The sequence below is a fragment of the Mesorhizobium sp. M2A.F.Ca.ET.042.01.1.1 genome, assembly GCF_003997405.1.
Classification (GTDB): Bacteria; Pseudomonadota; Alphaproteobacteria; order Rhizobiales; family Rhizobiaceae; genus Mesorhizobium.
The window spans coordinates 17,356-29,743 of record NZ_RZRX01000050.1 but is presented as its reverse complement, the minus strand read 5'-3'; the positions used below and the strand labels follow the sequence as shown (position 1 = coordinate 29,743).

The 12,388-nt window shown below is 64.0% G+C and carries 14 protein-coding genes; 4 read left to right on the top strand and 10 right to left on the bottom strand.

Annotation, left to right across the window (positions count from 1 at the left end):
* The 7 genes from EOA23_RS10380 to EOA23_RS10350 all read right to left on the bottom strand — a co-directional run.
* Positions 1-230, bottom strand: a 230-nt coding sequence (locus tag EOA23_RS10380; RefSeq protein WP_189341573.1) for an AIR carboxylase family protein, incomplete at its 3' end; no start/stop codon positions are given.
* A gap of 77 nt (positions 231-307) precedes the next feature.
* A complete protein-coding gene (locus tag EOA23_RS10375; RefSeq protein ID WP_127303901.1) occupies positions 308-1,513 on the bottom strand; it encodes an aminotransferase class V-fold PLP-dependent enzyme in 1,206 nt (401 codons plus the stop codon).
* Between the two features lie 18 nt (positions 1,514-1,531).
* A complete protein-coding gene (locus tag EOA23_RS10370) occupies positions 1,532-1,993 on the bottom strand; it encodes a RidA family protein (RefSeq protein ID WP_042641524.1) in 462 nt (153 codons plus the stop codon).
* 37 nt (positions 1,994-2,030) lie between these two features.
* Positions 2,031-2,825 (bottom strand): amino acid ABC transporter ATP-binding protein, encoded by a 795-nt coding sequence (locus EOA23_RS10365; protein ID WP_127303899.1) that lies wholly within the window; start codon positions 2,823-2,825, stop codon positions 2,031-2,033.
* Between the two features lie 2 nt (positions 2,826-2,827).
* Positions 2,828-3,478: an amino acid ABC transporter permease gene (locus tag EOA23_RS10360; RefSeq protein WP_126080816.1), complete on the bottom strand. Its 651-nt coding sequence runs from the start codon at positions 3,476-3,478 to the stop codon at positions 2,828-2,830.
* Position 3,479: 1 nt separating this feature from the next.
* Positions 3,480-4,145, bottom strand: a complete 666-nt coding sequence (locus EOA23_RS10355; protein ID WP_126064064.1) for an amino acid ABC transporter permease — start codon at positions 4,143-4,145, stop codon at positions 3,480-3,482.
* Positions 4,146-4,321: 176 nt separating this feature from the next.
* On the bottom strand, positions 4,322-5,152 hold the full coding sequence (locus tag EOA23_RS10350; protein WP_189341575.1) for a transporter substrate-binding domain-containing protein: 831 nt from the start codon (positions 5,150-5,152) through the stop codon (positions 4,322-4,324).
* Positions 5,153-5,316: 164 nt separating this feature from the next.
* On the opposite strand from EOA23_RS10350, the gene EOA23_RS10345 reads away from it, so the two are divergent.
* Positions 5,317-6,117, top strand: coding sequence for an IclR family transcriptional regulator (locus EOA23_RS10345; protein ID WP_126080813.1), 801 nt, complete (start codon positions 5,317-5,319; stop codon positions 6,115-6,117).
* Positions 6,118-6,282: 165 nt separating this feature from the next.
* On the opposite strand, the gene EOA23_RS10340 is transcribed toward EOA23_RS10345, so the two are convergent.
* Complete coding sequence (locus EOA23_RS10340; RefSeq protein ID WP_040985243.1) at positions 6,283-6,486, bottom strand: DUF465 domain-containing protein; 204 nt, start codon at positions 6,484-6,486, stop codon at positions 6,283-6,285.
* 248 nt (positions 6,487-6,734) lie between these two features.
* Between EOA23_RS10340 and EOA23_RS10335 the strand changes: the two genes are divergently transcribed.
* The 3 genes from EOA23_RS10335 to EOA23_RS10325 all read left to right on the top strand — a co-directional run bounded on the left by EOA23_RS10335 (position 6,735) and on the right by EOA23_RS10325 (position 9,274).
* On the top strand, positions 6,735-6,914 hold the full coding sequence (locus EOA23_RS10335; protein ID WP_126064062.1) for a YdcH family protein: 180 nt from the start codon (positions 6,735-6,737) through the stop codon (positions 6,912-6,914).
* A gap of 244 nt (positions 6,915-7,158) precedes the next feature.
* Positions 7,159-8,409, top strand: coding sequence for a flavodoxin-dependent (E)-4-hydroxy-3-methylbut-2-enyl-diphosphate synthase (ispG, locus tag EOA23_RS10330; protein ID WP_127303897.1), 1,251 nt, complete (start codon positions 7,159-7,161; stop codon positions 8,407-8,409).
* Positions 8,410-8,413: 4 nt separating this feature from the next.
* Positions 8,414-9,274: a lytic transglycosylase domain-containing protein gene (locus EOA23_RS10325; protein ID WP_127303895.1), complete on the top strand. Its 861-nt coding sequence runs from the start codon at positions 8,414-8,416 to the stop codon at positions 9,272-9,274.
* Here EOA23_RS10325 and EOA23_RS10320 read toward each other — a convergent pair whose 3' ends face one another.
* On the bottom strand, positions 9,275-11,608 hold the full coding sequence (locus tag EOA23_RS10320) for a response regulator (RefSeq protein WP_127303893.1): 2,334 nt from the start codon (positions 11,606-11,608) through the stop codon (positions 9,275-9,277).
* Positions 11,609-11,793: 185 nt separating this feature from the next.
* On the bottom strand, positions 11,794-12,366 hold the full coding sequence (locus tag EOA23_RS10315) for an HXXEE domain-containing protein (protein ID WP_127303890.1): 573 nt from the start codon (positions 12,364-12,366) through the stop codon (positions 11,794-11,796).
* Positions 12,367-12,388: the final 22 nt, after the last annotated feature.

Sequence of the window (12,388 nt, the reverse complement as noted above, 5' to 3'; positions counted from 1 at the left end):
ATGCCGGGCAGATGCGCGGCGCCGCCGGCGCCGGCGATGATCACCTTGTAACCGGCGGCCTTGGCCCCCTTGGCGAACTCATAGAGGCGGTCGGGCGTGCGGTGCGCCGAGACGATCAGCCTTCTGTGCGGGATGCCCAGCGCATCCAGGGTTTCGGCCGCCTGGCGCATCGTCGCCCAGTCGGACTGGCTGCCCATGATGATGGCGACGTCGGCACGCTGATCGGTCAAGGTTTCGCTCCCGGCGGCAAAGGCGCGCCTTAGCGGAATTCGCCGATAGCCGCAAGGATTGTCACGCTGGCAGCCAGCTAGTCCGGCCAGCGCAACGAGCCGGCCGAATCCTTGCGGGCGACCTTCATTGCGTCGGCGGGCCGGTCCTTTGCCGTCAGCACGGCGCGCAGTTGCTCGGCCACGACCTCCGCCTCGCCGGGATGCAGATTGCAAGGGTCGAGGAAGAAATGGCCGCGCTCGACCTCGTGGTTGCGCACGATGATCGGCGGCGAGCCAGCGGCGAGCGCGGAGGCAAGTCCGGCAGCCGTGAAGCGGCTCTCCGGGCGCACATAGACCTGCAGGCGATCGAGAGGGTTGTTGGTCGGGTCGGGAATGATCTGCGCATTGATACCCGGAATGCCCTGCAGCGCGTCCTTCCACAGATTGAGCGCCGCCTCCTCGCGCCGGCGGATGCCGGCATGGTCGCGCTTTTCCCAGGCCTCGAGCGCCGCCATGGTGCCGGCGATGCTTTCCTTGCCGACCTTCATGGCGCGCGCCACGCCGCGGTTCTGCAGATAGGCGGCGCGGACCAGGTCCTTGCGGCCGGTGACGATGCCGCTGGTTGGCCCTGAAAGGAATTTGTGGCCGCTGTAGACGACGATGTCGGCGCCGCGCGCCAGGAAGCTGCGAAGGTCGTATTCCGAGGCGGCGTCGACGATCACCGGGACGCCCTTGGCGTGGCAGATCTCGCAAAACTCCTCCAGCGAGAGCATGCCGTACTGCACCGTATGATGGGCAACGACGTAGAGAGCCGCCGCCGTGCGCTCGTTGATTGCCTCGCGCACATGGTAGTCCTGGGTGACGCTAACGGTGCCCGCCGGAATGACCTTGGCGCCGGCCCCCCGGATCGACTGGTCGATCGGCGCGCCGTAATTGACGATATGGCCGAGCTGGATGACGACTTCAGACTTCAGCCCTTCGGTGTCGTCCGGCAGCCGCTCGATCGCCAGAAGATTGGTGCCGGTCATCGCGCCGGCGACCGCCATGGTGATGCCTGAGGCGCAGCAGGCGGTGATGAAGCCGGCCTCGCCGCCGGTGAGTCGGGCGACGACTGCGCTCGCTGAGCGCTGCAGATCGTCCATCTCCACCCATTGTGAGGCCATCTCGGCCATGGCGCTGATCGCCTCGGGTACGATGATCGAAGCACCCAATGCCGTCATCGTGCCGGAGACGTTGATGATGGGTCTCAGCCCCAGACGCTCGCGGATTGTGGTGTTGGAGCCGGCGTCGGAATAGGTTTTCATGAGGGCGAACTCCTAAAATCAGGCGGTGATCTCGACGACCGCTTCGATCTCGACGGTGATGTTGCCAGGCAACGAGCCGACGCCGATGGCCGAGCGGGCATGGCCGCCGATCTTGTCGAAGACATCGGCGAAAAGGTCCGAGCAGCCGTTGACCACTTTGGGGTGGTCGCTGAAGGTCGGGGTTGCGTTGACGAAGCCGAGCAGTTTTACCACGCGCACGATACGGCCGAGGTCGCCCGCCGCCGCATGCATGACGGCAAGCAGGTTGAGGCCCGTAAGGCGGGCATGCTCATAGGCCTGCTCGACGGTGACGTTGTCGCCGACCTTGCCGGTGCAAAGCGTGCCGTCGGCGCGCAGCGGCCCCTGGCCCGAAAGGAAGATCAGACGGCCGCTCTCGGCATGGGTGACGAAATTGGCGATGGGTGTCGGCGGCTCGGGCAAGGTCAGGCCGAGTTCAGCGAGCCGTTCGTAAGGCGACATGGAAGGGTACTCCTTGGATGGCGAAAGCCATCCGCTTTCAGAAATGCGAGGCACGGAAACGCGCCAGGAAGGTGCGCAGCCGCTCATTGGTGGTCTCGGCGGCGAGAACCTCCTTCGGCGGCCCAACGGCCGAGACGCCGCCATCGGCCATGAAGACGATGCGGCTGGAGGCGTCGCGGGCGAAGGCCATTTCATGCGTCACCATCACCATGGTCATGCCGTCCTCGGCGAGGCTTTTCACCACGGCCAGCACCTCGCCGACGAGTTTGGGGTCGAGCGCCGAGGTGATCTCGTCGAGCAGCAGGATCTTCGGCTCCATGGCGACGGCGCGGGCAATCCCGACCCGCTGCTGCTGGCCGCCTGAAAGCTCCGCCGGCAGGCTGTCGGCCTTGTGAGCGAGGCCGACGCGGCCGAGCCAATGCTCGGCGATCGAGCGGGCTTCGGCATTGCTCTTGCCGCGCACCTTGGTGAGGCCGAGCATGATGTTGCCGGCCGCGGTCAGATGGGGGAAGAGGTTGAAACTCTGAAACACCATGCCGGTTTCGGCGCGCATGGCGGCCAAATCGCGTTCACTGCGGCGCTGCCGCGTCCCGGAATCACGGTATCCGACTTCCTTGCCGTCGATGCGGATCGAGCCCGAGTCATAGCTCTCGAGGAAGTTCACGCAGCGCAGCAGCGTGGTCTTGCCGCTGCCGGAAGGGCCGATGATGGTGACCACCTCGCCCTTGGTGACCTGCAGGCTGACCGAGCGCAGCACCGCGACCGGGCCGAAGGATTTAGAGACCTCGGCGATCTCGAGAAGCGCTGGGCTGTTGCTGGAGCTGGTGGCCATGGTTAGTCCCGGATGAAGGCGAAGCGCCGTTCCAGCCTGCGGCTGGCGTAGGAAAGCGCGTAGTTGACGGCGAAATAGATCAGGGCGCCGAGGATGTAGAGCGGCATCGCCTCATAGGTGCGGCCGATGACCTGGTTGATGGCCTGCATCAGATCGGTGATGCCGAGCAGCGAGACCAGGGCGCTGCCCTTCACGGCGTCGGTGACGCCGTTGATCCAGGGCGGCAGAAAGCGGCGGAAGGCCTGCGGGAAGATGACCGAGGTGAGGCGCTGCCGGAAGGTCAGGCCGATCGCCATCGCCGCCTCTGACTGGCCCTTCGGTATCGAGGCCACGGCGCCGCGCACATATTCGACGACCTGCGCCGTCTTGAACAGCGTGAGCGCCAGCACCGCCGCCCAGAAGGACTGCAGATGCAGTCCGACCGCGGGCAGGCCGTAATAGACGAAGAACATCAGCACCAGGATCGGGATGCCGCGGATGGTGTCCGAGAAAATGCGCACCGACCAACGCAGCGGCGCCGGCCCATAGACGAGGCCGACACCCAGCAGCACCCCTGCGATCAAAGACAGGACCACGACCAGCAGCGAGACCCACAAGGTCAAGGCGAAGCCCTCGGCGAGGAACGGCAGGGCGTAGAGGATCTGGCTCAGCATCTCAGCGCGCCGCCCTGAAACGGCGTTCGACCAGCCTGAGCGCGAACAGCAGCGCATAGCCGGTCACCAGATACATCGCCGTTGTCACCAGATAGACCTCGACGATGCGGAAGGTGTTGAAGTTGATCCACTGGGCGCCATAGGTCAGCTCGGGCACGGAGATGACCGAAGCGATCGAGGTGTCCTTGAACAGCGAGATGAAGGTGTTGGACAGCGCCGGCAGCGTGATGCGCAGCATCGTCGGCAGGCGCACATGGATCAGGCGCTGCCATGGCGTGAGGCCGATCGCCTTGCCGGCGTCGAGCTGGCCTCGAGGCACGGCTTCCAGGCCGGAGCGGAACACCTCGACCAGATAGGCGCCGCTATAGACCGACAGCGTCACGACGAAAGAGGTGGGCGCGCTGTAAGCGAGGTCTATGACGGTCGGCACACCGTAGAAGACGAGGTAGACGAGCAGGATCAATGGCACGTTGCGGATGAATTCGACATAGGCCGCGATGATCGTGCGCACGACGCGCCCGGCCGAGACGTACCAGACCGCCAGCACCAGCCCGATGACGATGCCGATGGCGATCGAGATCACGGCGAGCTCGAGGCTGAGCAGCAGGCCGCCCCAAAGCTTGTCGAAATGCCGCCAGATCAGGTTGAAATTGAGCGTGTAGCCCATGCATCCGTCTCAATGGCTCGCAGTAACAAACAATCTCTTGTTTTGGCGCAATTTCGAACGGAAAACCGCTTCACACTTTTCCTGAAATTGCTCAAGGAGTCGTCACCCGCATGGCCCGTGTCGAGGAGGCGGAAGAGCGCCTGTCGCGCTCCTCCGCCGGCTTGGCGTAGGCTTGGTCAGATGACCGGGAAGCCTGGATGGCGCGGCGGCGGCTCCTGGCCGAAATATTCCTTGAAGGCGGCGTCATAGAGCGCTGTCTCGTGGCCGAACATGGCGATCGTGAAGGTCTGGTTGACGAAGGTCAGCCAATCGAGGTCGCCTTGCCGGACGGCAGCGCCGTAAAGCATCGAATACCAGCTCTTGCCGGCGTCGAAATATTTGTCCGGGTTGCGCGAGGCGAGCCAGCGCACGGTCGACAAATCGACGGCCGCGGCGTCGGCTCGCTTGGATTCCAGCGCTTGCAGCACGTTCGCCTGGGTGTCGATCTGCAGCACCTGAGCCTGCGGCAAGGCAAAATGCACCGAGCTTTCGGCATCGACATTCTGGAGGATCGAGATGCGGGTGTTGGCGCCATTCGCCAGGAGCTTGTCGAAGGTCTTGTTTTCGGAGCCGGGCAGCGTCAGCAGCGCCACGCCCTCGACATAGTAGGGCCGAGAGAAATGGATCAGCTGCGAGCGCTGCGCGGTCATGGTCATGAACTGGATGGTGATGTCGACCTTGTTGGTCGTCACGTTGGGGATGCGCTGCGCCGGGTCCTGGGTGACGAACTCGACCTTGGTCGGGTCGTCGAAGAGGCCCTTGGCGAGGATGCGGCCCATGGTGATGTCCATGCCGACCAATTCACCGGCGTCGTTCTCGAAATGCCATGGCGCATTGGTGCTGCCGGTGCCGACGATCAGCTTGCCACGATCAAGCGCGGTGCGCAGCACGCTGTCGGATGCGGCTTGCGCGGCTGCCTTCTCGGCGCTGATGGCGGTAAGCGCGCCGGCGGTGGCCAGCCCCGCCATTCCAAGTTTCAGAAAATCACGTCTGCCGGATGTGTCGTTCACGGCGACCTCCTTTGATGGTGTGTTCCCCAATGCAGCAGAAATACACGCCGCAATCAGCGATTGTCTCTTACAAGAGACGTGTGTATCCTGTACAAGACAGATACTAGCACCAGGAATCGACAATGCAAGAGAGTGAAATGCTGACCGGGTGGCCGAGCGAAGGCACGGGCGAAGAGCGGCCAGCCGGCTCGCGCGAGAAAGGTCTCAACAGGGTCCTGAACATCCTGGAGTTCCTGCACGCCAACCAGCGAGCGATCGGCATCGGCGAGCTGGCAAAGGGGCTCAACGCGCCGCGCTCGACCACCTACACGCTGGTGCGCGAACTGGTCGAAGCCGGTCTCCTGGAAATGGCCGGCGACGGCAATCGCGTCTATTTCGGCAAGAAGCTCTATCTCTACGGGATGGCCTATATGCGCGGCAACGACCTGCTGAGGCGCGGCCGCCAGGAGGTCGATACGCTGTCGCGCGAGACCGGGGAGACGTCCGAGCTTTGCATGCTGCAGAGCGGTCGCTACACCATCATCCATTCAAGCCCGGGCACGAGGCCGTTCCGCATCAGCTCGGCCACCGGCCTGCAGATTCCGCTGCCATGGACTGCTTCGGGCCGGTTGCTGCTGGCCGGTCTTGATCGCAGCCGGATCGAGGCGATGGTCACGGAAGACGACCTCGTGCTGCCGGACGGCCGCAAGATAGAGATCGATGACTTCATCGATGACATCGCTCGGGCGCGCGTCACCGGCTATTGCGTCACTTCAGGCCTTGTCGACGCCTATACCAAATGCTTGGCGGCGCCCGTGTTCTCGGCGCCCGGCAAGGTCGAGGCGACGATGTGCCTTGTGGTGCCGATCGACACGTCGGAGGCGCGGACAGGCGAATTGGTCGCGTTGCTGCGCGAGCGCGCAGCCCGGCTTTCGATCTCGTAACGGCGTTGAGCCGGTTATCGATCCAAGGCGTGTTGAGTTCAGGTCAGGCTGAGTCGAAAATGGTGGTTTCCGAGAACCGGAGCGGAGCGTACTTGAGGTACGCGAGCACCGGAAGCGTATGAGGCCGCCATTTGCAGGCCGGCCTCACCTGAATATCGACACGCCTTAGGCGATGATGTCCGGAATAATGCGGTCTTCCAGCGCCGACAGCCGGTCTTTCAGCATCAGCTTCTTCTTTTTCATGCGCTGAATCTGAAGCGGGTCGCAGCCGGTGGCGATCATCGCGTTGATGGCGGCGTCGAAATCGGCGTGTTCTTGTTTGAGCCGGGAATATTCGAGGCGTATTTCAGCCTGTTCCTGTTCGGACATTATCTACCGTCTGCGTATGCATCGCCCAATCGGGCTGTTTGGGCGGGACCGGCTGGGTTTGTGACTTTTCGTCTGAGACCGGCGCGCAGCCCTTATCACATTTCACTTTGTCGTGGAATGCTACCACGTGTCATTCGACATCGAGATCGGTTGGTGGCAAACTGTCACGGTGCCGTCACAGTCTCAACCTGCGGTGGACGTGCCTGCGACGGCTGCAATCGAGGAAACCATGAAAGGGAGAACCAATCATGTCTCTTGCATCCCATCTTGATGAGTTGCAGCGGAAACACGGTGATATCGAGCGCGAGATTACCGACGCGATGAACCATCCTTCGGTGGACGACCTCGAAATCGTGAATCTCAAGCGACGCAAGCTGGCAATCAAGGACGAGATTGAAAAGCTGAAGGCTAGCCCCACGACACACTGAAGCTCCTCCAGGCACCATCACCGCAACCCGCCGCGGTGAAACGTCCGGTGGCAGGAAATGCCACCGGCATGGTGTTTTTTAACTGAAATCGACGGAACGTTCGGTCGCGGATCTCGCGATCGGCAGAGCTGGCGTTTTTCGCCTGGCGGCTGCCGATTTGCCAACCTCGCCTGGCGCTTGCCATTGACAAGCCATCTTTGCTCCGTCACCTCATGCCCGGAACTTTCAGATGAAGGCGACCGGCATGACCGGATATTTTTCCTCTCCCTTCCCGCGGCGCAGGTCGGTCGGCGTTTCGGTCGGCGGCGTGATGGTCGGCGGCGGCGCGCCCGTCGTCGTGCAGTCGATGACCAACACCGACACCGCCGATGTCGACCAGACTGTCGCCCAAGTCGCGGCGCTGCATCGTGCCGGGTCGGAAATCGTGCGCATCACCGTCGACCGCGACGAGAGCGCCGCGGCGGTTCCGCGCATCCATGAGCGGCTGCTCAGGCTCGGCATCGACGTGCCGCTGGTCGGCGACTTCCACTATATCGGCCACAAGCTCTTGGCCGATCATCCGGCCTGCGCCGAGGCGCTGGCGAAATACCGCATCAATCCCGGCAATGTCGGCTTCAAGGACAAGAAGGACCGCCAGTTCGCGGCGATCGTCGAAATGGCGATCAGATATGACAAGCCGGTGCGCATCGGCGTCAACTGGGGTTCGCTCGACCAGGAGCTGCTGACCCGGCTGATGGACCAGAACCAGGCCCAGGGCTCGCCGCTCACCGCGCAGGAAGTCACGCGCGAGGCGATCGTCCAGTCGGCCATCCTGTCGGCCGAGATGGCGGAAGAGATCGGGCTTGGCCGCGACAAGGTCATCCTGTCGGCCAAGGTCAGCGGCGTGCAGGACCTGATCGCCGTCTATACCGAGCTTGCCACACGCTCCGACCATGCGCTGCATCTGGGTCTCACCGAGGCTGGCATGGGAACCAAGGGCATCGTCGCGTCTTCGGCCGCGATGGGAATCCTGCTGCAGCAGGGCATCGGCGACACGATCCGCATCTCGCTGACGCCGGAGCCGAATGGCGACCGCACGCGCGAGGTGCAGGTGTCTCAAGAACTGCTGCAGACCATGGGCTTCCGGCAGTTCGTGCCGATCGTCGCCGCCTGCCCCGGCTGCGGCCGCACGACGTCCACCGTCTTCCAGGAACTCGCCCAGAGCATCCAGGCCGATATTCGCAAGAACATGCCGGTGTGGCGCGAGAAATATCCGGGCGTCGAGAACCTCAAGGTCGCGGTGATGGGCTGCATCGTCAATGGTCCCGGCGAATCCAAGCATGCCGACATCGGCATATCCTTGCCTGGCACCGGCGAGACGCCGACGGCGCCGGTCTTCATCGACGGCAAGAAGGCGGCGACGCTGCGCGGTCCGTCCATTGCGCAGGATTTCGAGAAGATGGTCGGCGACTATATCGAGCAGCGCTACGGACACGGCAAAGCCGCGGCCGAGTAGGCCGATGCACCGTTTCCTCGCGGTGACCCTGGCCTTGCTGTGCAGCTTGAGTTGGGTGGCAGGCGCGTCCGCCGACCCGCCGCAGTCGAAATCGGCCGGCAAACGGCTGATCAACCGTGTCTGCGATCTGATCGAAGCCCAAGCCCAACAGAACGGGCTGCCCAAGGATTTCTTCGCCCGGCTGATCTGGAAGGAAAGCCGCTTCGACCCGAACGCGGTGAGCCCGGTCGGCGCCGAAGGCATCGCGCAATTCATGCCCGGCACCGCCAAGATGCGCGGCCTGGCCAATTCCTTCGATATCGAGCAGGCCATCCCGGCTTCAGCGAAATATCTAGCCGAGATGAAGGCGGGCTACGGCAATCTCGGCCTCGCGGCCGCGGCCTACAATGCCGGCGAGAACCGCGTGTCGCGCTGGCTGGCTTCCGGCGGCTTCCTGCCGATGGAGACCGAAAGCTATGTCTTCGACATCATGGGCGAGCCCGTCGACAAGTTTTCCGACAAATCCTATGCCGGCACCGTCGAGCCACTCGACCCCAAGATGAGCTTCGCGGTCGCCTGCCGCCGGCTGCCGGTGATCATGTCGCGGACCGTCGCCATGGCCTCGATCAACGTCAAGCCGTGGGGCGTGCAGGTGGCGGGCAATTTCCGCCGCTCCGCGGCGATCGGCCAATGGCTGAGGGTCAAGAGCCGGTTCCCGGCGCTGCTCGCCAGCCATGATCCGGTGGTGAGCCGGGTGCGCACGCCGATCGGGCGGCGCGGCATCTACGCGGTCAGGATCGGCGCGGACTCGCGCGGCGAGGCCAACGGCATCTGCGACAAGCTGCAAAGCGTCGGCGGCGCCTGCGTGGTGATGCGCAACCGGTAGCTATGCCGTCTTCGCCGTCACCGTCTCGCTGAGCCAGGTGCCGATCTTGGCGCCAAGGCGGTCGGGCGATACCGGCTTTGGCAGATAATCGTCCATGCCGGCCTCGATGCATTTCTCGCGGTCGCCCTTCAGCGCGTGCGCGGTGACGCCGATGATCGGCGTGCGCTCGCCGTTCTGCGCTTCGATGGCGCGGATGGCGCGGGTCGCCTCATAGCCGCTCATTTCCGGCATCGAGACGTCCATCAGCACCAGGCGGGGGCGCAGCGCACGGTACATCTCGACCGCCGTGCGGCCATTGCCGGCGATGCGGTAGCTGAGACCGAAGCCGTTGAGAATCTGGCCGAAGACCAGCTGGTTCACGTCATTGTCCTCGGCGATCAAGATATCGATCGGGCCGCTCGGCGCTGCGGTCGATTCCGGCGCCGCCGGCACGGGCGCCGCCGGGCCGCGGATGACGGTGAAGGACGGCGGCGCCGGCGGCGCCGCGACCGGCTCGCGCACGAAATGCGCCTTGGCGCCCTGCATGCGCGCCTTCTGGATGGCGGAGATCACCGTGCCCAGCAACACCGCCGAACGCGCCGGCTTGGTGAGATGCGCGACGATGCCGAAATCGATGACCATCCTGCCGAAATCGACCTGGTCGACCGAGGTGAGCAGCACGACCGGGATGGACGAAAGCCGGGTGTCCGAGGCGATCGCCTTGGCGACATCGGCGCCGTTCATGCCGGGCATCTGGTAGTCGAGGATGATGCAGTCGACAGAGGCGCCGAGCTGGCAGGCGCGGTCGAGGAAGGCAAGGCCGACAGCGCCGCTTTCGGCGGCCGCGCAGTCGAAGCTCCAGCTTCTGAGCTGCTCCAGCAGGATCTCCCGGTTGACCGGATTGTCGTCGATGACCAGCACCCGGGCGCCGGTGACATCGACCGGCACCAGCTTGTCGGCCGCCTCCTGGTTGTGCGCCGGCAGCGGCACGGCGAACCAGAAGACGGAGCCGCGGCCGATCTCGCTTTCGACGCCGATCTTGCCGCCCATCAAGTCGACAAGCCGGGCGCCGATCGCAAGGCCAAGCCCGGTGCCTTCGTGGCGGCGGGTCGAGGAGCCGTCGACCTGGGCGAATTTCTCGAACACGCTTTGCAGCTTTTCGGCCGGGATGCCGATGCCGGTGTCCTCGACGCGGACCTTGAGCTGGACGACGCCGTCGACGACATCGCCGCCGACATCGACCAGCACATGGCCCTTCTCGGTGAATTTCACGGCGTTGCCGAGCAAATTGGTGACGATCTGGCGGAAGCGTCCGGCATCGCCGACGACAAAGGCCGGCAGGCGCGGGTCGACGCGCACGATGAGCTCGAGGTTCTTTTCGGCAACGCGCGCCGACACCAGCGTCGCCACATCCTCGACTGCTTCCGCCAGGCGGAAGGGAGCGGGGTCGAGGGTGAGCTGGCCGGCATTGATCTTCGAGAAATCGAGGATGTCGTTGATGATGGTCAGCAGCGCGTTGCCGGATTTGACGATGACATCGGTGAAGGTCTTCTGGCGGGGCGTAAGCTCGGTCTTGGCCAGCAGCTCGGCCATGCCGAGCACGCCGTTCATCGGCGTGCGGATCTCATGGCTCATATTGGCCAGGAATTCCGACTTGGCGCGATCGGCCGCCTCAGCCTTGAACAGCGACGCGGCGCTCTCGGCGAAGGCGCGGCGGATGGCGGTCTCCATCGGCCGGAAGATCAGAACCGCGGCAATGGCCAGCACGGCAAACAGCAGGCCGCTCGCCCACAGCAGCAGCCGGTCGTTGGCAGCGTCGGCGAGGCGACGCTCCTCGTCGAGCGCGGTGCGCACCTTGACCAGCATAGGCTGGGCGAACAGGTCGTTCTGATTGCGGATCTCGCGGTAGCTCCATTCATCGACCTTCTGCGCCGTCGACATCAGGTTGAAGCTGCGCACCATGTCACGTGCCGACCAGAACAGGTCGTCGTTCACCGAAGCGGTATCCAGCGCGTTGGTGGTGTTCCTGGACAGGCGCGGCCTGATCGCAGCCAACTGCGCGTTGAGGATTTCGATCTCGCTAGTCAGTCGCTCGGAGTGGCCGCGCGCGGCGGCGGCCAGCGCATCGCGCGTCTCGCTGCGCCAGGCGGTGCCGGTCGTCTCGGCGAAATTGGTGGCGTTGCGCAGGTCGCGGGCAAAGATGACGAAATTGCCGCTGAGGGCATCGACTTCGTGGCGGTACGAATTCACACGGTTGAGAGCGAACATCACGGCGGCCGAGGCCAGCGCGAAGACAAGCAGCCCCGAAATGTAGCGGATCCGGATCGACCGGAGGAAGGAAGAATATTCCGGCATGCGCCACCCCAACACATACGCACAATTTTAATGGCCGGGATTACGCTTGATTTACATTAAGATTTCGTTGGTGGCGGGGGCGGTCCGATGCCGGCAGCAGCTTTGCGCGGCGGCCCGTTCCGGGCTGCAACGACCGGCCTTCGGCCGAGCGACGTCTTCTCGCCGCCGCAACCGTGCCGAAGAGGCTACGAGCTGGCGACGAGAGTGCGGTACCGCGCGGTCACCACCACGATGATCGCCAGGTGAAGCAGGATCGCGAGAGCTGCGCCGATCAAGTGCGGGAGAAGACCTGCCGTCCGGCCGATCGTCCAGATCGTAGCGACGCTCAGCGGCAAAAACAAAAGGATGCTGGTGATGAGACCGGGATTGTATTTGCGCAATCGCGCCGACGTGACGAGATGCGCGAGCGCGTTGACGGTCATGACATAGGGAGCAACCAGGCCCCAAGCGGGTCCCCACAGGAAGGCCGCGTAAAGGGCCAGCAGGTTGATGCCCCAGACAAAGGGCAGGTTGATAACGAGAACCGAAGCGACGGTAAGGGCGTCGCGGCCGCCGAAGACATGCTCGTTGGCGAATTTGCGGAATCGGTCTCCGGTGTGCTCCTCGACCTGATGGACCATGTAGACCGGGCTGTGCAGGAAGATCAGGAACGCCGGCAGCGGAAGCGCCACGATTGGCGCGGCCGCTATGAGCGATGCTGCCATGAACCCTGCACCAATGACCCAATAATCGGCCAGCCAGGCTTGCAGTTTAAGCATGGATTCCCGCCCTCCTCAGTCA